Genomic DNA, 21,044 nt, shown 5'->3' with positions numbered 1-21,044 from the left:
CTATGCCAGACATCCACATCACTCAGCCCCGCAGCCAAGAGGGCTGCCGATGAGCGCATCCGTTCACGCACGTATCGCCATCACTGCCTGCCTTGCCTTTGCCAGCCCGCTGTTGTGGGCCGGCGACCTGCCGGTTCCGGTCGATGCCAAGGTCGTCGACCAGCGTCCCGCCGTGGAACAGGAGCGCATCTATCCCATGGGCCCGCTGCGCAAGATCAGCGGTCGCCTGCGCGTCGAAGACAAGGTCGAGAGCCGCGGCCAGGTCAGCTCCGTCACCTATGAATTGCCCGTCGAACGCAGCGCCCGCGAAGCCTTCACCAGTGCCCGCGAGGCATTGCAGCAGGACGGCGGCTACCCACTGTTCTGGTGCCAGGGGCGCGACTGCGGTGAAGCCAGCCTGTGGGCCAACGATGTCTTCGCCAATGCCCGTCTCAACGGTGGCGACGAACAGCAGGCGTTCATCCTGTTGCGCCGCTCCGCCGAGGAGGCCGACACCCTGGTCGCGCTGTACAGCGTGACCCGTGGCAACCGCCGCGCCTACCTGCATGTGGAAGAGTTCGTCGCCGCCAGCCCGCTGGGCGAGCTGCTGCCGACCGCCGCCACGGTGCTGCGCGAGCTGCGCGACACCGGCAAGCTCGACTACCCTGATCTGGGCGAACCCCAGGCCACCTGGGCGACCTTGCTGGCCCGCAGCCTCAACCTCGACAGCACCCTGCGCGCAAGCCTGAGCGGCGAGGGCGCCGAAGCCTGGCGCGAACAGCTGGTCAAGGCCGGCGTGCGCGGTAGCCGGCTGGAAGTGGGCAGCGCGCCGACCGACGGCCTGCACCTGGAACTGATTCGTTGAACGAGGGCCAGCATGGCCAATAATGATCGCCTGTTGATCCAGATTCTGCTGCTGGCGCTGCTGGGCGCCGCGCTGTGGGTGATGGCGCCCTTCATCTCGGCGCTGCTCTGGGGCGCCATCCTGGCCTTCGCCAGCTGGCCGCTGATGCGCCTGCTGACGCGGGTGCTGGGCGGGCGTGAAACCCTCGCCGCCAGTCTGCTGACCACCGCCTGGATCCTGATCGTGGCGCTGCCGCTGGTGTGGCTGGGGTTCAACCTCGCCGACCATGTCCGTGATGCCACCACCTTCATTCGTGACGTGCAGGTCGATGGCCTGCCTGACGCGCCGACCTGGGTGGCCGGTATTCCCTTCGTCGGCGAGCGCCTGGTCGGCTGGTGGGAGTCGCTCGACCAGCAGGGCGCCGCGTTGCTGGCGTCGGCCAAGCCCTATCTGGGTCAGGTCGGCAACTGGCTGCTGGCGCGCAGCGCGCAGATCGGCAGCGGGGTGCTCGAACTCACCCTGAGCCTGGTGTTCGTGTTCTTCTTCTACCGTGACGGGCCACGCCTGGCGGCCTTCGTCCATCGCTTGCTGCACCGTCTGGTGGGCGAGCGCGCGGATTATTACATCGACCTGGTGGCCGGGACCGTGCAGCGGGTGGTCAACGGCGTGATCGGCACCGCGGCGGCGCAGGCGCTTCTGGCGCTGATCGGCTTCCTGATCGCCGGCGTTCCGGGTGCCATCGTGCTCGGCCTGGTGACCTTCATGCTCAGCCTGATCCCCATGGGCCCGCCGCTGGCCTGGATACCGGCCACCGCCTGGCTGGTGTCGAAGGGCGACTACGGCATGGCGGTGTTCCTCGGCATCTGGGGTACTTTCGTCATCAGCGGCGTGGACAACGTGCTCAAGCCGTACCTGATCAGCCGGGGCGGCAACCTGCCGCTGGTGATCGTGCTGCTCGGCGTGTTCGGTGGCTTGATCGCCTTCGGCTTCATCGGCCTGTTCATCGGGCCGACCCTGCTGGCGGTCGGGTATAGCCTGCTGCTGGACTGGAGCCGCAATTCGGCGCAGCACACGCCGCAATCTTGACCTTGCGGGCCTCTTCGCGGGTAAACCCGCTCCCACAGGTACAGCACAGCCCTTGAGCTTGGCGCAGCACCTGTGGGAGCGGGTTTACCCGCGAATGGGCCCGTGAAGCGATCCGGTGTATTTGATCTTTACGCTTTCTTTATGCCCTGACCTCGCCCCCGATCTCGCCCCTTTACGCCCCGCCCTCGGACAATTTCCCCCAAGCGGCCTTCACGCCGCACCAAGGGGAGATTCACTCATGCACATGCTCGACGGGCTGTCACTGCTATTGGCGGTGGCGTTGGCGGTTTACCTGCTGGTGGCGCTGCTGCGCGCCGATCGCGGCTAAGGGGCGACCATGCACAGTTACGATTACCTGCTGCTGCTGGCGTTCTTCGCCATCGTGCTGCTGCCGGCGCCCTGGCTCGGGCGCTTCTACTACAAGGTGATGGAAGGCCAGCGCACCTGGCTGTCGCCGATCCTCGGCCCGGTGGAGCGGGGCTGCTATCGCGTGGCCGGCGTGCGCGCCGACCAGGAGCAGAGCTGGAAGCAGTACACCCTGGCCCTGCTGGCCTTCAACCTGGTCGGTTTCTTGATGGTGTTCGGCGTCCTGCAACTGCAGGGCAGCCTGCCGCTCAACCCGCAGCACCTACCGGGCCAGGAATGGTCGCTGGCGTTCAACACCGCGGTCAGCTTCATGACCAACACCAACTGGCAGGCCTACAGCGGTGAAGCCTCGGTCAGCTACCTGAGCCAGATGATCGGCCTGACCGTGCAGAACTTCGTCAGCGCCGCCACCGGCCTTGCCGTGCTGGTTGCCCTGTGCCGGGGCATTGCCCGTCGCTCGGCCAGCACCCTGGGCAACTTCTGGGTCGACCTGACCCGCGCCACCCTCTATGGCCTGCTGCCGCTGTGCCTGGTGCTGGCGCTGCTGCTGGTCTGGCAGGGCGTGCCGCAGACTTTTGCCGACTACGTTCACGCCGTGACCCTGCAAGGCACCGACCAGACCATCCCGCTGGGCCCGGCCGCCAGCCAGATCGCCATCAAGCAGCTGGGCACCAACGGCGGCGGCTTCTTCGGCGTCAACTCGGCGCACCCGTTCGAGAACCCCACGGCCTGGAGCAACCTGTTCGAGGTAGCCTCGATCATCCTGATCCCGGTGGCCCTGGTGTTCACCTTCGGCCATTACGTGAAAGACCTGCGCCAGAGCCGCGCGATCATCGCCTGCATGCTGGCGCTGTTCCTGATCGGCGGCAGCACCGCGCTGTGGTCGGAGCATCAGCCCAACCCGGCCCTGGAAAGCGCCCAGGTGCAGCAGGCCGCGCCGCTGGAAGGCAAGGAGAGCCGCTTCGGCACCACCGGTTCCGTGCTGTGGACGGTGACCACCACCTCCGCCTCCAACGGTTCGGTCAACGCCATGCACGACAGCCTCAATCCGATTACCGGCATGGTGGCGATGGTCAACATGATGCTTGGCGAGGTGATCTTCGGCGGCGTCGGCGCCGGCCTCTACGGCATGCTGCTGTTCGTGCTGATCGCCGTGTTCCTCGCTGGCCTGATGATCGGCCGCACCCCTGAGTACCTGGGCAAGAAGCTGCAGGCCCGTGAAGTGCAACTGCTGGTGGCAAGCCTGCTGGTGATGCCGGTGGGCGTGCTGATCCTCGGCGCCATCGCCGCCAGCCTGCCAGGGCCGGCCGGCGCGGTCACCAACCCCGGAGCCCACGGCTTCAGCCAGCTGCTGTACGCCTACACCTCCGGCACCGCCAACAACGGTTCGGCCTTCGCCGGTTTCGGTGCCAACACGGTGTTCCACAACGTGATGATCGGCCTGGCCATGCTCATCGGTCGCTTCGGCTACATCCTCCCGGTACTGGCCCTGGCCGGCAGCCTGGCGGCGAAGAAGAGCGCGCCGCAAGGGATCAACAGCTTCCCCACCCATGGCCCGCTGTTCACCACGTTGCTGCTGGTGACCATTCTGCTGGTCGGTGGCCTGACCTTCCTGCCGACCCTGGCCCTTGGGCCGATCGCCGAACACCTGAGCCTGGGTTTCTGAGGAATACACAATGAACATGCCCCTTCCCGAAGTGAAAGCGCGCCAAGGCGCCAAGGACCAGACTCGCTTCAGCGCGTTGTGGCGCCCTGCGTTGGTACAGGCTTTCGTCAAACTCGACCCGCGTCAGCTCAAGCGTGCCCCGGTGATGCTGGTGGTTGCCCTCACCGCCGTGCTCACCACCGTGCTGTGCTTCGTGCCCGGCAGTGGCGTGAGCACCGGCGTGGCGGTGCAGATCGCCGTCTGGTTGTGGTTCACCGTGCTGTTCGCCAACTTCGCCGAAGCCCTGGCCGAAGGCCGCGGCAAGGCCCGCGCCGACAGCCTCAAGGCCGGCAGCCAGGGCCTGAGCGCCAAGCGCCGCAAAAGCGACGGCAGCTTCGAGACCGTCGCCGCCACCCAGCTGCGCAAGGACGATGTGGTGCGCGTCGTGGCCGGCGAGATGATCCCCGGCGACGGCGAGGTGCTCGAAGGCATCGCCGCGGTCAACGAGTCGGCGATCACCGGTGAGTCCGCTCCGGTGATCCGTGAATCCGGCGGCGACCGCTCGGCCGTCACCGGCAACACCCGGCTGGTCTCCGACTGGCTGCTGATCCGCATCACCAGCAACCCGGGCGAGTCGACCCTGGACCGCATGATCGCCCTGGTCGAAGGCGCCAAGCGCCAGAAGACCCCCAACGAGATCGCCCTGGACATCCTGCTGATCGGCCTGACCCTGATCTTCCTGATCGTGGTGGTGACCCTGCAGCCGTTCGCCCGCTTCGCCGGTGGCGAGCTGCCGCTGATCTTTCTCGCCGCGCTGCTGGTGACCTTGATCCCCACCACCATCGGTGGCCTGCTGTCGGCCATCGGCATCGCCGGCATGGATCGCCTGGTGCGCCTGAACGTGATCGCCCGCTCCGGTCGCGCCGTCGAAGCAGCCGGCGACGTGCATACCCTGATGCTCGACAAGACCGGCACCATCACCTTCGGCAACCGCCGCTGCAGCGCTTTGCACGCCGCCTCTGGCGTGACCGCCAAGGAGCTGGGGGAGGGCGCCTTGCTCGCCTCGCTGGCCGATGACACCGCCGAAGGCAAGTCGATCGTCGAGTACCTGCGCCAGTTGCACGACTTCGACGAGCCGTCGGCCGACCAGTACGCGGCCATCGCCTTCAGCGCCGAGACCCGCTTGTCGGGCATCGACTACCAGCAGCGCCGTTACCGCAAGGGCGCCGTCGACGCGGTGCTGGCCTTCTGCGGCATGCAACGCCTGGAGCTGCCCAGCGCCCTGGCCCGTGAAGTGGAGCGCATCGCCCAGAGTGGCGGCACCCCGCTGCTGGTGTGCGTCGACAAGCACCTGCTCGGCGTGATCCACCTCAAGGACGTGGTCAAGCCCGGTATCCGCGAGCGCTTCGCCGAACTGCGCAAGCTCGGCATCCGTACCGTGATGGTCACCGGCGATAATCCGCTGACCGCCGCCGCCATCGCCGCCGAGGCCGGCGTGGACGACGTGCTCGCCGAAGCCACCCCAGAGAAGAAGCTGGCGCGCATCCGCCAGGAGCAGAACGACGGCCGCCTGGTCGCCATGTGCGGCGACGGCGCCAACGACGCCCCCGCGCTGGCCCAGGCCGACGTTGGCATGGCCATGAACGACGGCACCCAGGCCGCCCGCGAGGCCGCCAACATGGTCGACCTGGACAGCGACCCGACCAAGCTGCTGGACGTGGTGCAGGTGGGCAAGGAGCTGCTGGTCACCCGCGGCGCGCTGACCACCTTCTCCATCGCCAACGACGTGGCCAAGTACTTCGCCATCCTGCCGGCGCTGTTCGCCGCCATCTACCCACAGCTGGGCGTGCTCAACCTGATGCACCTGGCCAGCCCGCAGAGCGCGATTCTCTCGGCCATCGTGTTCAACGCGCTGATCATCATCGTGCTGATCCCTCTGGCCCTGCGCGGGGTGCGGGTGCAGGCCGCCAGCGCCGCCCACCTGCTGCGGCGCAACCTGCTGATCTACGGGGTGGGCGGCATCATCGTGCCGTTCGCCGGGATCAAGCTGATCGACATGCTGCTCAACGCGCTGCACCTGGTTTGAAGGAGTGAATGACATGAGTGCCTATGTACGCCCGGCCTTGAGCCTGGTCCTGCTGATGACCGTGGTCACCGGCGCGCTGTACCCCCTGGCGGTGACCGGTATCGCCCAGGTCGCCTTCCCTGACCAGGCCAACGGCAGCCTGGTGCGCGATGACCGTGGCGAGGTGCGCGGCTCGGCGCTGATCGCCCAGGAATTCAAGGGTGATGCCTGGTTCCAGTCGCGCCCCTCGGCGGCGGCCTATGCCACCGTGGCCAGTGGCGCGAGCAACCTGGCGCCGAGCAATCCGGCGCTGGCCGAGCGGGTCAAGGGCGATGCCGCCGCGCAGTACCAGGCGCAGCAGGGGCCGGTGCCCCAGGCGCTGCTGACCACCTCGGGCAGCGGGCTGGACCCGCACCTGCCACCCGAGGCGATCGCCTACCAGCTGCCGCGCGTGGCGGCGGCGCGGCAGGTGCCGGTGGAGCGCTTGCAAGCGCTGGTGAATGAGGCCACCCTGCGTCCACTGGTCGGGCCACCCGTGGTGAATGTGCTGGCGCTGAACCAGGCGCTTGAGCACCTGGCGCCGCTCGCCGCGCACTAACCCCTGTAGGAGCGCCCTTGTGTCGCGAAAGGGCTGCGCAGCGGCCCCAGGGTTTAAGTGTTGATACAAAGATCGCCGGGGCCGCTTTGCGGCCCTTTCCGACCGGTCCGACGCCTCGGCAAGGCCGCTCCTACAGAAACCGCGCGGTTGCTGATAATTGCACCTGATTAAGGACCAAACATGAGTGACTCCGCCCGCGCCGACGCGCTGTTGGCGGGTCTGCCCCGGGAAGGACGGGGCAGGCTCAAGGTATTTCTCGGCGCCGCGCCCGGGGTCGGCAAGACCTTTTCCATGCTGCAGGCCGCCCACGCCCAGCAGCGCCAGGGCGTGCGCGTGGTGGCCGGGGTGGTCGAGACCCACGGCCGCGCCGAGACCGAAGCCCTGCTCGGCGGCCTGACCCAGCAACCCCTGCTGCGCAGCGAATACCGTGGCGTGATGCTCGAGGAAATGGACCTCGACGGCCTGCTCAAGGCCGCGCCGCCGCTGGTGCTGGTCGACGAACTGGCCCATACCAACGCCCCCGGCAGCCGCCACGCCAAGCGCTGGCAGGACGTGCAGGAGCTGCTCGCCGCCGGCATCGACGTGTACACCACGGTCAACGTCCAGCACCTGGAAAGCCTCAACGACAAGGTCCGCGACATCACCGGCGTGCAGGTGCGCGAGACCCTGCCCGACTGGGTGTTGCAGGAGGCCTTCGAGCTGGTATTGATCGACCTGCCGCCGCGCGAGCTGCTCGAGCGCCTGCGCGAGGGCAAGGTCTACGTGCCCGAGCAGGCGCGGGCGGCCATCGAGGCCTATTTCTCCCAGACCAACCTCACCGCCCTGCGCGAACTGGCCATGCAGACCGCCGCCGCCCAGGTCGATGCGGACCTGGCCAGCGGCTACCGCCAGCGCGGTCAGGAAGCCCCGGCCCTGCGCGGTCGTCTGTTGGTGGGCATCGACGGCGACGACCAGGCCGAGCGCCTGGTGCGCCACGCCAGCCGCGTCGCTCAGCGCCGCCACCTGCCGTGGAGCGTGGTGCATGTCGACAATGGCCGGCTGCGCGACGAGGTCGCCCGCCATCGGCTGCAGTCCGCCCAGCAACTGGCCGAGCGCCTTGGCGGCGAAGTGGTGCTGCTCAAAGCGGGGGAGGTTGCCCGCACGCTGATCCAGCACGCCAGCGAACGCCGCGCCAGCCTAGTGCTGGTGGGCCAGTCTCGCGACCTGCTGCGTCGGCGCTTCTTCGGTGCCGGCGTCGCCGCGCGTTTGCTGCGCGAGAGCCATGGCCTGGAGATCAACGTGCTCGACCGCGACGCCCAGCCGCAACCGGCGCGGGCGGCGGTCAAGCGCGTGTGGGTATGGCGTCACTACCTGCTGGCGCTGTTCGCCACCGTGCTGGCCACCGGCCTGGCCTGGGCGGTGTCGAGCATGCTGGCGCTGCCCAACATCTCCCTGGTGTTCCTTGCCGCCGTGCTGCTGGTGGCGGTGCGCAGCAGCCTGGGCCCGGCGCTGGCCTGCGCGGCGCTGTCGTTCCTGACCTACGACTTTCTGTTCATCCCGCCGAACTTCTCCTTCGCCATCCAGCGTGAAGAGGATGTGCTGACCCTGGTGTTCTTCCTGCTGATGGCCGCGCTCACCGGCAATCTTGCCGCCCGCCAGCGCCGTCAGCTGCAGGCCCTGCGCGAGACCCAGGCGCAAACCAACCAGCTGCTCGACCTGTCGCGGCGCCTGACCGTGGCCACCGACCGCCAGGCCGTGTTCAGCGCCGCCGGCCAGCATATGGACGGCTGGCAGGATGTGCAGGTGTGCATGATGGAGCGCAGTGGCGATGGCTTGCTGCAGATCGCCAGCGGCGGCGCACACGCGTTCACCGACAACGAACGCGCCGCTGCCGAGTGGGCCTGGCAGCACGGCCAGGCTGCAGGCTTTGGCAGCGACACCTTGCCCCATGGCCGTTGGTGGTGGTGGCCGCTGGCGGTGGAGGACCAGCCGCTGGCCCTGCTTGGCGTGCGCCCGCGCGACGGCGAGCCGTTGACCGCGCAGCGCCGCCGCCTGCTGATGGCGATCGCCCAGCCCCTGGCCCAGGCCCTGGCCCGCGCCCGCCTGGGTGAGCAACTGGAAGCCGCGCGCCTGCACGGGGAAACCGAGCAACTGCGCAGCGCCTTGCTCGCCTCGGTGTCCCACGACCTGCGCACCCCGTTGACCTCCATGCGCGGCAGCATCGACAGCCTGCTGGCCCTGGGCGACGCCATCCCGCCGGATGACCGCCGCGAACTGCTCGAAGGCACCCGCAATGAAGCCGAGCGCCTGGACCGCTACATCCAGAACCTGCTGGACATGACCCGTCTGGGCCACGGCACGCTCAAGCTGGCTCGCGACTGGGTGGCCCCGGCCGATATCGTCGGCAGCGCCCTCAATCGCCTGCGCGTGGTGCTGGCACCTTTGCGCGTGCACACCGAAGTGCCGCCTGAACTACCGCTGCTGTTCGTGCACGCGGCGCTGATCGAGCAGGCGCTGATCAACGTGCTGGAGAACGCCGCCCGTTTCTCTCCAGCGCAGGGGCGCCTGGAGCTGCAGGTCTCGGTGCGCGACGAGCAGCTGTGCTTCGCCGTCGCCGACGAAGGCCCCGGCATTCCCGAGGACGAGCGCGAGAAGATCTTCGACATGTTCTACACCGCCGCCCGTGGCGATCGAGGCGGGCAGGGCACCGGCCTGGGCCTGGCGATCTGTCAGGGCATGATCGGCGCCCATGGCGGACGCATCCTGGTCGGCGACGGCATCGATGGCCACGGCACCTGCATCACTCTATGCTTGCCACTGCCTACTCAACCTGAAAATGAAAGTGAAGCCTCATGAGTCAAGCTGCCACCCTGCTGGTCATCGACGACGAGCCGCAGATTCGCAAGTTCCTGCGCATCAGCCTGGTGTCCCAGGGCTACAAGGTGATCGAAGCCGCGACAGGTGGCGAAGGTCTGACCCAGGCAGCCCTGAACAAGCCTGATCTGGTGGTGCTCGACCTGGGCCTTCCGGACATGGACGGCCAGCAGGTGCTGCGCGAACTGCGCGAGTGGAGCGCGGTGCCGGTGATGGTGCTGTCGGTGCGCGCCAGCGAGGTGCAGAAGGTCGATGCGCTGGATGGCGGCGCCAACGACTACGTGACCAAGCCGTTCGGCATCCAGGAGTTTCTTGCCCGGGTGCGTGCCTTGCTGCGCCAGGCGCCGCAAGGCACCAGCCTGTCCTCGGCGGCGAGCTTCGGGCCGCTGGTGGTGGATTTCGCCTTTCGCAAGGTGACCCTGGAGGGCGTCGAGGTGGCGCTGACGCGCAAGGAGTACGCGTTGCTGGCGCAGCTGGCCGGGCATCCGGGGCGGGTGATCACCCAGCAGCAACTGCTCAAGGATATCTGGGGGCCGACCCATGTGGACGATACCCATTACCTGCGCATCGTGGTGGGGCATCTGCGGCAGAAGCTGGGCGATGACCCCACGGCGCCACGGTTCATCGTCACCGAGGCGGGTGTGGGCTATCGGTTGGTGGCACCTGCGATGCTGTGATCGCAGGTTGGCGTCGCCCTTGTGGGAGCGGGTTTACCCGCGAACACCGGCGTAGCCGGTGCCATGCCGCGAGGTAGCCGAATCGCGGGGCAAGCCCGCTCCCACAAGCCTTATACACCCAGCTCCAGTGCCAAAAGCTCCTGCACGGTCTGGCGCCGACGGATCATGCGCAAGCTGTCGTTCTCGATCAGAAACTCAGGCAGCAAAGGGCGGCTGTTGTAGTTCGACGACATCGAAGCCCCGTAAGCCCCCGCATCGTGGATCACCAGCAGATCGCCCACCTTGGCCTCCGGCAGTTGCTGCGGGGTCAGTTCCTCGTCGTTCTGGGTGAACACATCCCCCGACTCGCACAGCGGCCCGGCCACCACGGTCGGTTGCAGCGGGCGGCTCACTGGCCGGCCTACCGCATCGAACAGGCTCATGCGGTGGTAGGCACCGTACATCGCCGGACGCATCAGGTCGTTGAAGCCGGCATCGACCAGGATGTAGTGCCGGTCGCCCATCTGCTTGACGGCGCGCACCTCGGCCACCAGGCACCCCGACTCCGCTACCAGGAAGCGTCCCGGCTCGATCTCCATGCGCACGGGGTGGCCGAGCATGGCTTCGATCTCCGCCCGCGCCACCGCCCAGGTGCGGGCGTAGCGTTGCAGGTCCACCGGCTGGTCGTCGCTGCGGTACGGCGTGGACAGCCCACCGCCGATGGAGAAGGCTTCGATATCCATGCCCAGCTTGCCGATCAGCCCGACCATGGCGCCGGCCACCTGTTCCAGGTGCGCGTAGTCCACCCCCGAGCCGATGTGCATGTGCACGCCCACCAGGTGCAATCCGTGCTCCCTCACACAGGCCAGCGCCTCGGGCAATTGCTCGTGCCAGATGCCGTGCTTGCTGTTCTCGCCACCGGTGTTGGTCTTGCGGCTGTGGCCGTGGCCGAAGCCCGGGTTGATGCGCAGCCACACCCGGTGCCCGAGGGAGTGCTCGCCCAGTTGGCGGAGCATGTCGATGGAGCCGGCGTTCACTTCGATCTTCGTCTCGACCACTCGGGCCAGGGTCGGCTGGTCGAGCACGTCGCAGGTCAGCACCACGCCGGCCGGGTCACCGTCCACCGTCGCCCCGGCCGCGAAGGCCCGCTCCATCTCGCCCAGCGACACGGCGTCGAGCACCAGGCCGCGTTCGCGCATCAGGCGCAGGACGTGCAGGTTGGGGTTGGCCTTCTGGGCGAAGCGCACCGTGTCGAAGTGCTGCTGGAGTTGGTCGATGCGCTGGTGGATGGTCCGCGCGTCGTAGGCCCACAGCGGGGAGCCGTGCTGGCGGACGGCCTGGGCCAGGAGGGTGGTGGTCATGGTGCTGTTCCTTGTAATGGATGCAGCGATCTTGAGTGAGTTGGTCGATCCAGAAAAATAGCTATTTTTTTATAGGTGATTCATATCTGATATGCATCGTTGGTTTTCGTGGGAGCGGGCTTGCCCCGCGATCACTGGCAGAGCCGGTGCCAGCCTGCGTGGTGCCCGCATCGCGGGGCAAGCCCGCTCCCACAGATTCACCCATAGGCCTGGATACAACATTGAAACTCTCCATCCGCCATATCGAAGTGTTCCGCGCCATCATGGCTGCCGGCAGCGTCACCGGCGCGGCCCGCCTGCTGTTCACCTCGCAGCCCACCGTCAGCCGCGAGCTGGCGCGCATGGAGCAGGTCACCGGCCTGCATCTGTTCGAGCGCGAAGGCGGGCGCCTGGTCCCGACCGCCCAGGCGCTGCTGCTGATCGAGGAAGTCGAGCGCGCGTTCATCGGCCTGGAACGCATCGACCGCTTCGCCCAGGCCGTGCGCAACTTCGAGCAGGGCCGGCTGGCCATCACCTGCCTGCCGCTGTTCTCGCAAACTTTGCTGCCCAGGGCCTGCAAGCGTTTCCACCAGCAGCACCCGGGCGTGAGCGTGAGCATCACTGCCCAGGAGTCGCCACTGCTGGAAGAGTCGCTGGTCGCCCAGCAGCATGATCTGGGCCTGACCGAAACCGGGCAGGTGCCGCGCGGCGCGGTCGGCGAGCCGCTATTCAGTGCCGATATGGTCTGCGTGCTGCCCGAGGGGCATCCGTTGCAGGCCAAGTCGGTGCTCGAACTGCGCGATTTCCACGAGATCGACTTCATCAACCTGGCCAGCCTGGACCGCTACCGGCAACAGCTCGACCAGCACTTTCGCGAGGCCGGGGTGAACCGGCGCACGATCATCGAGACCACCAGCGCGGCCTCGGTGTGCGCGATGGTCCGGCAAGGGCTGGGCGTGGCGATCATCAACCCGCTGAGCGGGCTGGAGGCCGGGCAGGGCGGCTTGCCGATTCGCCGGTTGAGCCTTTCGGTGCCGTATCAGGTGATGCTGATCCGACCGGAGCTGCGACCGGCGTCGGCGGTGCTGGAGCCGTTCTGCGAAGCGCTGCGCGGGCAGGCGCGGGAGATGGAGGAGGCGCTGGCGACGAGGCGCTGAATGACCCGCGAGCAGCCTGGTTCAATCGACCAGCCAGCCGGCGTCACCCTCTGTCAGCGTGCCGCCATGGCTGGTGGTATCACCCAGGCGTGCCACCGCTCGGCCTTCGATGCTGTGGCTCGCCGAGCCGGTCTCGATGACTGCCCCACAGCTGATACGGTCACCGACACAGGCGACCGCCCGGCCATTGACCAGCGTGGCCGAGTGACCCGAAATCACCTCACCTTCGCCATGCACCGGGCAATGGTGCTTATGGCCGACAAGAACGATGGGTTTCATGGTGTGGACTCCTGTTGTGCGCGTGTCGCGCGTGGTTTACGGGGTTTGCGTTGCGGGCGCTTGCCGGGTTTGAGCTGCCAGCGATCGGCATTGGCCAGCAGGCGCTCCTGGATCTGCGGGGGATAGTCGGCCAGGGTGGTCACGGGCGGTATGGGTTTGCCGGGCCTGCCGGCCTCGCGGATGATCTTCGGCCAGCGCGGTCGCCAGCACAGCATCAGGCTGACCCAGTGGGCGGTGCCGATGATGACGAAGGCGGGCCAGATCAGCAGCAGGGCTACCTTCAGTGGCCAGCCGCTGTGACGGAAGAAACGGCCCAGGCCTTCGAACTGGGCACTGAAGGCCTGGATGGGCGAAGGGAGTTGGGTGCTCAGGCGTGGGCGTGGGACCGCGTCGGGGCCTTCTTCCATGTAGCGGCGGATGAACTCCCATTCGTCACGCAATTCACTGCCGCCTTGGCCTTGCTTGCCGAGAAAGGCGAACTCCAGATGAGGAAGGCCCGTTCGGATTGGATGCCATACCAATGCGAGCCTCATGCCGAGGCTTAACGCATCATCTTCCGGGTGGATAGCGGTGCTGCCGGTAGATCGCCAGGGGAAGGTCACGATGCCGCCGCAGTAGCTAGGGCGATGCAGATGGACTTGTTGAGTCTTTCGATTGAAACGAATGAGCAGATGGCGGCTGGTTAACATTTCCAAGCGAGTAAAATGTAGGCCGTATTTTGCGTAGAGATAAAGTACCGCTAGATCAAGTGCTAGAATTAGGAGTGTTAATAAATTTGAGATGAGGGTTTGGTTGGGTATTTGGCTTATTTCTAAGTATAGGTTGCTTGGGCTGGTCAGTATGCTCGTGTAGGCGAATGGGAAGAGTCCGCCTATTGTCATGAGTGTTATGATTCCACGCTTTTCTTCTGAGCCGCCGCAGCGTAACTCCATGAAAGTATCATTGAAGGAAAAAATAGGTCCGCGCATTTTAGGTGAGCAGCTGACCGACTTGAAGTGTATATCTGCTGCCAACTCATCTGCGTAAAGATCCTTGTCTGCGCGTTTCTCGGCTGGGGTTCGCGCCGCATCGGTGGCTTTGCGTTCCGCAGTCGTCTCTATGCTCATGCCCCAAACGCCCCGCTCGAGTAAATACATCACATGATCTCGCTGAATGCTGAGTAAACCGCCGCGCGGACGTTGTAGAAATCGTTGTGCGAATCGCTCGCCTGCATCAGGTCTTCGGCCCAGGCCTGGCCGAGATAGCGTGTCACCTGACGACCTTGGCTTTAGGAGGTATTGAGCCGTTGTGTTCGTGGCCGACAAGAAGGGTGGGTTTCATTCGGAGGTTCCTTGTCTAGCCTTCGTCGTACGCGGCTTACGGGGTTTGCGTTGTGGGCGCTTGCCGGGTTTGAGCTGCCAGCGATCGGCATTGGCCAGCAGGCGCTCCTGGATCTGCGGGGGATAGTCGGCCAGGGTGGTCACGGGCGGTATGGGTTTGCCGGGCCTGCCGGCCTCGCGGATGATCTTCGGCCAGCGCGGCCGCCAGCACAGCATCAGGCTGACCCAGTGGGCGGTGCCGATGATGACGAAGGCGGGCCAGATCAGCAGCAGGGCTACCTTCAGCGGCCAGCCGCTGTGACGGAAGAAACGGCCCAGGCCTTCGAACTGGGCACTGAAGGCCTGGATCGGCGAGGGGAGCTGGGTACTCAGGCGTGGGCGAGGGACCGCGTCGGGGCCTTCTTCCATGTAGCGACGGATGAATTCCCATTCGTCACGCAATTCGCTGCCGCCTTGGCCTTGCTTGCCGAGAAAAGCGAACTCCAGATGAGGAAGGCCCGTTCGGATTGGATGCCATACCAATGCGAGCCTCATGCCGAGGCTTAACGCATCATCTTCTGGATGGATAGCGGTGCTGCCGGTAGATCGCCAGGGGAAGGTCACGATGCCGCCGCAGTAGCTAGGGCGATGCAGATGGACTTGTTGAGTCTTGCGATTGAACCGAACAAGAAGGTGGCGGCTGGTTAGGAGCTCCAACCGAGTGATTTGGAATCCATGCTTTAAATATAGGTAGATTAACCCTAGGCCAGAGAAGGCTACTAAGATGGTGAGGGCTATGGTTAGTATTTTGTAGTCGGGGAGGCGCGATATATTTATATGGATAAATCCGGCTGTGATTTTTATCCAAAAATAGCTCAGGGGGATTAGTGAGCCGAGGGTCATTAGTGTTATGATTCCACGCTTTTCTTCGGAGCCGCCACAACGTATGTCCATGCTCGAATCATTGAACGAATAAACTGGTCCGCGGATTTTAGGGGTCTCGCTTACGGGGTTGAAATGGAGCTCTTCTTGTAATTCGCTCTCGTAGAAATTTTTGTCAGCTTTTCGTTCGGTAGATGTTCGCGCAGTATCGGTGGCTTTGCGCTCATCTTCCGTTTCGATGCTCATTTTCCAGAACCCCCATTCAAGTAGGTACATTAGATCACCTCGCTGAAGGCTGAATATAAACTTCTTAGTTCTGTGTGTTCTGTATAAGGCTTGATGTCTTTGTTAAGTCTATAGATGCTATGCTTGCACCATTTTTCCAGAGCGTCATCTTCGAGTATGAGTATCATTATGGAGATGGCCGCCCCGATCCAAAATGCGCCTAAAATCAGACGAGATAACAACAGGCGGGCACCATTGGTTCCAAGTTTTGCTGCGAGCGTGCTTAGAGATCTTCCTAGTAATGTTGTTAGTCTGCTGTTGTTTCTTTGCGCGAGGTAGTCGAAGAAGGGCTTTGCAGCTGCGATTGCGCTTCCAAGCTCTGCCAGTGATAGACAAGTGGTGGCTGCTGCTCTTATGAAATAGGCTGACGCTAGAATTTCTGATTTAGATATGGCGGTGGATGTTTTTTTAATACCTGCCTCATGGATAAAATGAGCACCATCAACTAAATCCCACCACGCCAACACAAACCCTCCCATCCCAGCCATCCCCGCGCCCCAGAGCTTCAACCTGCCAAGCGCTATCGCAGCCCCTTTACCGGTCACACTGTTTGCGCCAAAGCGTGTCACCACCTGCTCCACATAGCTGGCGCCAATCTCGAATCCTGCGGCGGCGGTGGTCATGGCCGAGGCCAGCAGTTCGGTCTTGAAGCGGGCATCGCTATCGGGCAATTGCCGTGCCTTGAACGCCATCAGCATGCCTTCCAGCAGGCAGATGACCGCCGCCGCGCGGACTTTGTAGAAGTCGTTGTGCGAATCGCTCGCCTGCATCAGCCCTTCGGCCCAGGCCTGGTCGAGATAGCGGCTTACCTGGCCGGCGACGCGCCGTGGGTTCGATGGCTTGTCACTGTGCGCGGTTTCAGCCAGGCGAACTTCGACGGCGCTGTGATGAACGGAGGCCAGCAGCGTCAGGCGCAGACCATGGTGCAACGCGTGATCCACGCTGTTGGGGGCAGCGGTGCGCAACACCTCTTGCCCGAGAAGGGCGAACCAGCCATACAGGCCGACGCTGGCCTTGGCATTCTGGCTTTGCAGCTGTTCGTGGAGGGTATTGATGCGCGCGAAGGCATTCGCCGCGACATGGGCCTGGCGGGCGAGGGCCTCGGGCAAGACCAGCGTCGAGGGTTCTGGCGGCATGGCCTTGGCGGCTTCGCGCAGGGCCACCAGCTCTTCACGCAGGTCGTCCTGATTGAAGGTGACGCCGCGCACCGCGAGGTTGCCCCGTTCGTGGGGATTGCCGCGCCACCAACGCTCCAGCAGGCGCGCGCCGGACGGGGCGAGCTCCATGCCGATCACGCACAGGCCGGTCTGTTCGGCGAAGGCCAGGCCATGGCTCAGGTCGGCATTGTCGTAGCGGTCCAGGGCTTGCAGCAGGCGTTCGCTGGTCAGCCAGCAGACATGGTCTTGCGCCCGCTCCTGCGCTGCCTGTCGCGCCTGCTGCATGGTCTGCTCGAAGGCTTCGAGCTGGGCGTGCATGGCCTTGCGGTCGACCAGCTGGCCGTATTTCTCGTCGAACTTGGCCTTGAACTCGCCGGCCTGCAGACGGGCCTCGGCCTTGGCCCGGGCGTTGCGTTCGAACTGCTCCAGGTGCGGTTTGAGCCGGGCATCGTGGGCGTCCTGCATCTGCCTGGCGTGCGCGGTAAAGCCATAGAACTCCGCATGCATGGGCGATTGGCTACGCACGGTCTCGGCCATGACCTCGCGCTTGACGGTGCGTTCGGCGACCATCTGCGGGTAGAGCGTCTCCACTTCCAGGAACGACTGCGCCACCAGCAGCTTGCGCTCGTTGTCCACGCCGGGCTCCACCGTGCGCTGCAACCATTGCGTGCGTACATCGTCGATGGCCGCGTTGCGCCAGGCGTTGAGTTCCTGGGTGATGCCCAGGGCATCCTCGATCACGATGGCGGCGCCGCGCGGCTTGCTCTGGCCCGAGCGCGGCGCGAGGGCCTGGTACGTGGCCTGGAACGAGACGATCTGGGCACTGTTGAACGGCTGCTGGTCGAGCAATGCCTGCAGTTGCGGGTCGTACCGCGCGCGGAAGTCGGCGACCCAGTCCAGTTGGTCGTGCTTGAGCACATGGGGTTGGGGCGGGGCATCGGCGGGTTGGATGAAGCGCTGGATGTCGATGGCCGGCAGGCTGCTGCGGTATTCGTCGTCGAGCAGGCGGTAGTTGTCGAGCATGCGCGGGGTGAGCGGGGTGGGGCTGAACAGTGGGCGCAGCTCCTGGAGATCGTCCAGGTCGTACAGGGTGATGGCCCAGCCGAAGCCGCGGATCATGTCGTCGAGCGTGGCCGCGCTGGGCGCGGGCTCCCAGGGCGAGTCGGCGCTGATGTACTGCAGCGAACCGTTGGCGGCGACGCGGTACTGGCTGTGCCACTCGTAGGCCTCGGCCCGCTGGCGCTTGATCAGCAGGTACAGAAACCCTTCGCGCAGTGGGCGGATGGCGTAGCTCGAATGCTCGAGCGCAGCGATCTCCTGGAATGGGCTGAGGTGCCCGGGCAGCTTGGGCAGTCGCTCGCGCTGGGCGGTGGCGCCGCCCACGGCGGCGTAGCGCAGGGGCAGCAGTTCGAAGCGACGGGTGCAGTCGGCCACGGGGCTGTTGCGCAGGGCGGGTTTGTAGCCGGCGTTGATCGTCCGGCACAGTTCGAGGGTGTCGAGAAGTGAGGTCATGGGCGGCACTCAACCAGGCGAGCGGTGCAGGCAGGCCTGCAGGTTGTCGGAAAGGGTGGTTTGCTGGGCGCGGGTCGCGGCCAGTGCGTCGTGCCAGGCGGGCGTCTGCCGCAGTTGTTCGGCGTTGCCGGACATCAGCAGCACGAAGGTGACGAGATCTTCTTCTCGGCTCAGGCCCTGGCTGCGAGCCTGCTCCAGGTAATGCTGCACCAGGCCTAGCCGAGTACCGTGGCAGTGCCCTGCCAGAGGCGGGTGGCCATCGAGCATTTGCGCCAGCCGATGGCTCAGCGGATCGCCCGCCAAGGCCGTCCAGAACGCCTCATCGAGGGTGATGGGCGGCACCTGGGGCGAGGTTGGCTGCCCATCGCCGCTGATCTGCAGCCAGAGCTTCTTGTCCGGGTTGGCCATGGGCACCCACCAACGGTGGATCGGCGAGAGCCATTGACTGACTCCGGGCAGGTCGCGGCGGCTATCCAGGAGCTGCAGGCTGGCGGTGGTGTGATAGCGCAGCAGATAGCTGTGGCCGTCCGCCCCCGTCACGATGTTGGCCTGGCTCAGGTGCCGTGCCAGCTGCTCGGGTGGCAGGGGGCTGATGATCCAGCCGCAGACGGCATTCGGCGCGTTGTATTCCAGCGCCCCCATGAAATCATATTGAGCGCGTACGTCGCTGCCTGGCCGAGCGCCCACCAACCAAGGGCCTGCGGCTTGCAGCGCGGCGAACGCGGGCTGTTGCAGCAGCGGCCAGCAGCGCTGCGCGTAGTACTGCGCGAACTTGTCGCGTGCCGCCGACGAAAGGTGGGCCATCTCGACGATGGCGCTGAGGCGATAGCGCGCTGAGGCCCTCAGTTCGCCGACCAGCGCATCGATGAATGGGTTGGACATCAGTACGTGCCCTCCATGCGGATCACATTGCTGCCCTCGGCAATGGCCTTGAGCAGGCAACTGAGGCAGATGGGCTCGCCAGGCTCCGGTACCCCCGCGGTCGACAGGGTGTGGCTGCTCGCCATGGGTTGCTGGCTGACCGGGCCCTTGAAGGCGAGGGCAACGCCATCCAGGGTGAGGCCGGCGGCATCGATGCGCAGCAGGCCGGCCGGGCTTCTGATGGTGAGGCTCTCGCTCACCTGGATGTCGTAGACCTTGGTGGTGTGGCGTATGGCCTCGCCGGTCTGCAGTGCGCTGCAACCGGCGACGGTCTGCTCCAGGTGGCCGCCGATGTCGACCGTGTGATTGGCCTTGGTCGTGTCCCGGCGGTGGTTGCCGACCTGCTCGATCCGATCCTGGCCGGTGGTGATGGTATGGGTCCGGCCAATGACGAGGTTGTCGTCGTTGGCAATCTCGTGTGTCCTGTCCTGGCCGATGGCGAGCGTCTCGTCGCGGCCGACGTCTTCTCGGCGATCCTGGCCTATCGAGATCGTTTCATCGCGTTCGACCCGCTCCGTGCGGTCGTTGCCGATGCGCGTGGTCTCATCGTGCTTGACCACATTGTTCTGGTCCCGCTCGGCATGGATGAACACCTCCTGGCGCCCCAGCTCATCCTCGAACCTCAACTCGTTGAAGCCATCGCCCTTGTGGGTCTGGCTCTTGATGGTCATGCGCGTCTTGTGCTCGGGCAGGTCGTACGGCGGCAACTGGTTGCCGCAGTAGGTGCGCCCGGTGATCATCGGCTGGTCGGGGTCGGCGTTGACGTACTGGATGACCACGTCCTGGCCGATCCGTGGAATGGCCATCGCGCCCCAGCTGCCGCCGGCCCAGCCTTGGGAAACGCGCACCCAGCAGGAGCTGAATTCGTTGTCGCGGCTTTCCCGGTCCCAGGGGAAGCTGACCTTGACCCGGCCCCACTGGTCGCAATAGATCTCCTCGCCGGGCGGGCCGACCACGGTGGCCATGTGCGGGCCGTCGATGCACGGCTTGGGCAGTGGCTCGGGGCGCCACTCGGCCATGCCGGGCACCAGTTGCGCGTGCTGCACGTAGTGGCTGCCACGGCTGGCGTCGGCGGCGTCTTCCTGCAGGCTGGTGAACTGGCTGCCCTCGTGGCGGATCGTGGCCACCCGCCAATGCACATTGAGGTCGGCCCGCGGGTGGCCGACCAGGGTGAAGCTCAGGCCGGGCTGCAGACGCGGGTCGTCGCCCTCGACCTCGGCGATGCGCGCGTCGTGGCGCAGGGTGGCGAGGCGGGTCGCGGTGAACGGCTTGCCGACCACGTCGCGCTTGTAGCGGCCGGGGTAGTCGAAGCGCTCGTACTCGTTGGCCCCGGGCGGCACCTCGTGGCTGACGGCGGTGTGCTCCTGGCGGTAGGCGGGGTTGGTGAAGGTGTAGTCGCGCTGCACCTGGCGGGTGCTGCGCACCTGCTCGCTGTAGCGCAGGCGGCGCAGGCACGGGCGCGGTTGGTCGCCGCCGCCGTTGGCGTGGTACAGCACGGTGTGCGGGGCGAGGTCTTGATCGTCGTCGCCCCGCGCGATCAGGCCAAAGCCCAGCAGGCGGTCGCTGATCAGCAGCTTGTGGTGTTTTTCGCTGTGCTCGAAGCGGTAGACGAAGCCTTCCTCGGCGGCGAGGCGGGCGATGAAGGCGAGGTCGGTCTCGCCGGCCTGGACGCAGAACTCACGGACCTGGTGGTCGAAGCTGGTGCCCAGTTCGAACTGCACGATGCCCTGGCGGGCGAGCATGAGTTCGAGGATCTGCGGCACGCTCTTGTGCTGGAAGATGCGCCAGTTCGAGCGCAGGGCGGCGCGGGCCAGCTGCGGTTCGACCAGGGCGTGGTAGCGGGTGCGGTGAAAGCCGCTGTCGCCCTGGCTGAAGCGGCTGACCAGGCCGTGGACATGGCGCAGCGGGCGCTGGCCGCGCCAGAGGGTGAAGAGCACGGGCTGGTCGAGCAGTTGGCCGAAATCGATGTCGTCCTGGTGGCTGACGAGTTCCAGGTGCAACTGGAAGGGCGTGCTCAGCGCTTCTTCGAGCTTGAACGACACCACTTCGAATGCGGCGCGGCCCACCAGGGGCTGGAAGGTGTAGCGCAGGTCGGATTGGCCGGGCATGGGAGCACTCCGT

At 65.7% G+C, this 21,044-nt stretch carries 16 protein-coding genes; 9 read left to right on the top strand and 7 right to left on the bottom strand.

The window, feature by feature from the left end; all coding sequences use genetic code 11:
* Positions 1 to 49: 49 nt before the first annotated feature.
* The 8 genes from ACYUME_RS17685 (at position 50) to ACYUME_RS17650 (ending at position 10,113) form a co-directional block, all read left to right on the top strand.
* Positions 50 to 844, top strand: coding sequence for a DUF4892 domain-containing protein (locus tag ACYUME_RS17685; RefSeq protein WP_460416062.1), 795 nt, complete (start codon positions 50 to 52; stop codon positions 842 to 844).
* A 12-nt stretch (positions 845 to 856) separates the two neighbouring features.
* Positions 857 to 1,909 (top strand): AI-2E family transporter, encoded by a 1,053-nt coding sequence (locus ACYUME_RS17680; RefSeq protein ID WP_279886683.1) that lies wholly within the window; start codon positions 857 to 859, stop codon positions 1,907 to 1,909.
* A gap of 238 nt (positions 1,910 to 2,147) precedes the next feature.
* The gene (gene kdpF, locus ACYUME_RS17675) at positions 2,148 to 2,237 is read left to right on the top strand and encodes a K(+)-transporting ATPase subunit F (protein ID WP_279886681.1); all 90 of its coding nucleotides are present in this window, start codon (positions 2,148 to 2,150) and stop codon (positions 2,235 to 2,237) included.
* A gap of 9 nt (positions 2,238 to 2,246) precedes the next feature.
* Positions 2,247 to 3,941, top strand: coding sequence for a potassium-transporting ATPase subunit KdpA (gene kdpA, locus ACYUME_RS17670; RefSeq protein WP_460416060.1), 1,695 nt, complete (start codon positions 2,247 to 2,249; stop codon positions 3,939 to 3,941).
* Positions 3,942 to 3,951: 10 nt separating this feature from the next.
* Entirely contained in the window at positions 3,952 to 6,006 is a 2,055-nt protein-coding gene (kdpB, locus tag ACYUME_RS17665; RefSeq protein WP_460416059.1) for a potassium-transporting ATPase subunit KdpB, read from the top strand.
* 13 nt (positions 6,007 to 6,019) lie between these two features.
* Positions 6,020 to 6,583: a potassium-transporting ATPase subunit KdpC gene (kdpC, locus tag ACYUME_RS17660; RefSeq protein ID WP_460416057.1), complete on the top strand. Its 564-nt coding sequence runs from the start codon at positions 6,020 to 6,022 to the stop codon at positions 6,581 to 6,583.
* Positions 6,584 to 6,763: 180 nt separating this feature from the next.
* Positions 6,764 to 9,418 (top strand): DUF4118 domain-containing protein, encoded by a 2,655-nt coding sequence (locus ACYUME_RS17655; protein ID WP_460416055.1) that lies wholly within the window; start codon positions 6,764 to 6,766, stop codon positions 9,416 to 9,418.
* Positions 9,415 to 10,113 carry a response regulator gene (locus tag ACYUME_RS17650; RefSeq protein WP_460416053.1) on the top strand — a complete coding sequence of 233 codons (699 nt, stop codon included), beginning with the start codon at positions 9,415 to 9,417 and terminating at the stop codon, positions 10,111 to 10,113. Before ACYUME_RS17655 ends, ACYUME_RS17650 begins: the two co-directional genes overlap by 4 nt.
* 110 nt (positions 10,114 to 10,223) lie before the next feature.
* On the opposite strand, the gene lysA is transcribed toward ACYUME_RS17650, so the two are convergent.
* Complete coding sequence (gene lysA / locus ACYUME_RS17645; protein ID WP_460416051.1) at positions 10,224 to 11,453, bottom strand: diaminopimelate decarboxylase; 1,230 nt, start codon at positions 11,451 to 11,453, stop codon at positions 10,224 to 10,226.
* 221 nt (positions 11,454 to 11,674) lie between these two features.
* Here lysA and ACYUME_RS17640 point away from each other — a divergent pair, with 221 nt between their 5' ends.
* Positions 11,675 to 12,589 (top strand): LysR family transcriptional regulator, encoded by a 915-nt coding sequence (locus ACYUME_RS17640; protein WP_460416049.1) that lies wholly within the window; start codon positions 11,675 to 11,677, stop codon positions 12,587 to 12,589.
* A gap of 21 nt (positions 12,590 to 12,610) precedes the next feature.
* Here ACYUME_RS17640 and ACYUME_RS17635 read toward each other — a convergent pair whose 3' ends face one another.
* From ACYUME_RS17635 to ACYUME_RS17610, 6 genes are all read right to left on the bottom strand, one after another.
* Positions 12,611 to 12,868, bottom strand: a complete 258-nt coding sequence (locus ACYUME_RS17635; protein ID WP_279886659.1) for a PAAR domain-containing protein — start codon at positions 12,866 to 12,868, stop codon at positions 12,611 to 12,613.
* Positions 12,865 to 13,974 carry a DUF6708 domain-containing protein gene (locus ACYUME_RS17630; protein ID WP_460416047.1) on the bottom strand — a complete coding sequence of 370 codons (1,110 nt, stop codon included), beginning with the start codon at positions 13,972 to 13,974 and terminating at the stop codon, positions 12,865 to 12,867. The genes ACYUME_RS17635 and ACYUME_RS17630 overlap by 4 nt, the downstream gene beginning before the upstream one ends.
* Positions 13,975 to 14,184: 210 nt before the next feature.
* Positions 14,185 to 15,324, bottom strand: coding sequence for a DUF6708 domain-containing protein (locus ACYUME_RS17625; RefSeq protein WP_460416046.1), 1,140 nt, complete (start codon positions 15,322 to 15,324; stop codon positions 14,185 to 14,187).
* Complete coding sequence (locus ACYUME_RS17620) at positions 15,324 to 18,002, bottom strand: T6SS effector BTH_I2691 family protein (RefSeq protein WP_460416044.1); 2,679 nt, start codon at positions 18,000 to 18,002, stop codon at positions 15,324 to 15,326. Before ACYUME_RS17620 ends, ACYUME_RS17625 begins: the two co-directional genes overlap by 1 nt.
* Before the next feature lie 9 nt (positions 18,003 to 18,011).
* Entirely contained in the window at positions 18,012 to 18,884 is an 873-nt protein-coding gene (locus ACYUME_RS17615) for a DUF4123 domain-containing protein (protein WP_460416043.1), read from the bottom strand.
* Positions 18,884 to 21,031 carry a type VI secretion system Vgr family protein gene (locus ACYUME_RS17610; protein WP_460416042.1) on the bottom strand — a complete coding sequence of 716 codons (2,148 nt, stop codon included), beginning with the start codon at positions 21,029 to 21,031 and terminating at the stop codon, positions 18,884 to 18,886. Before ACYUME_RS17610 ends, ACYUME_RS17615 begins: the two co-directional genes overlap by 1 nt.
* Positions 21,032 to 21,044 lie beyond the last annotated feature (13 nt).

This window comes from Pseudomonas sp. microsymbiont 2, assembly GCF_054788395.1.
Note: the sequence above shows the minus strand (reverse complement) of the source record. Positions and strands in the feature narration are given on the sequence as shown.

What these genes read in the sequence shown, in the direction of transcription:
- ACYUME_RS17685 (WP_460416062.1), top strand. Translation starts at nt 50, where the DNA reads ATGAGCGCATCCGTTCACGCACGTATCGCCATCACTGCCTGCCTTGCC.
- ACYUME_RS17680 (WP_279886683.1), top strand. Translation starts at nt 857, where the DNA reads ATGGCCAATAATGATCGCCTGTTGATCCAGATTCTGCTGCTGGCGCTG.
- kdpF (WP_279886681.1), top strand. Translation starts at nt 2,148, where the DNA reads ATGCACATGCTCGACGGGCTGTCACTGCTATTGGCGGTGGCGTTGGCG.
- kdpA (WP_460416060.1), top strand. Translation starts at nt 2,247, where the DNA reads ATGCACAGTTACGATTACCTGCTGCTGCTGGCGTTCTTCGCCATCGTG.
- kdpB (WP_460416059.1), top strand. Translation starts at nt 3,952, where the DNA reads ATGAACATGCCCCTTCCCGAAGTGAAAGCGCGCCAAGGCGCCAAGGAC.
- kdpC (WP_460416057.1), top strand. Translation starts at nt 6,020, where the DNA reads ATGAGTGCCTATGTACGCCCGGCCTTGAGCCTGGTCCTGCTGATGACC.
- ACYUME_RS17655 (WP_460416055.1), top strand. Translation starts at nt 6,764, where the DNA reads ATGAGTGACTCCGCCCGCGCCGACGCGCTGTTGGCGGGTCTGCCCCGG.
- ACYUME_RS17650 (WP_460416053.1), top strand. Translation starts at nt 9,415, where the DNA reads ATGAGTCAAGCTGCCACCCTGCTGGTCATCGACGACGAGCCGCAGATT.
- lysA (WP_460416051.1), bottom strand. Translation starts at nt 11,453, where the DNA reads ATGACCACCACCCTCCTGGCCCAGGCCGTCCGCCAGCACGGCTCCCCG.
- ACYUME_RS17635 (WP_279886659.1), bottom strand. Translation starts at nt 12,868, where the DNA reads ATGAAACCCATCGTTCTTGTCGGCCATAAGCACCATTGCCCGGTGCAT.
- ACYUME_RS17630 (WP_460416047.1), bottom strand. Translation starts at nt 13,974, where the DNA reads ATGAGCATAGAGACGACTGCGGAACGCAAAGCCACCGATGCGGCGCGA.
- ACYUME_RS17625 (WP_460416046.1), bottom strand. Translation starts at nt 15,324, where the DNA reads ATGTACCTACTTGAATGGGGGTTCTGGAAAATGAGCATCGAAACGGAA.
- ACYUME_RS17620 (WP_460416044.1), bottom strand. Translation starts at nt 18,002, where the DNA reads ATGACCTCACTTCTCGACACCCTCGAACTGTGCCGGACGATCAACGCC.
- ACYUME_RS17615 (WP_460416043.1), bottom strand. Translation starts at nt 18,884, where the DNA reads ATGTCCAACCCATTCATCGATGCGCTGGTCGGCGAACTGAGGGCCTCA.
- ACYUME_RS17610 (WP_460416042.1), bottom strand. Translation starts at nt 21,031, where the DNA reads ATGCCCGGCCAATCCGACCTGCGCTACACCTTCCAGCCCCTGGTGGGC.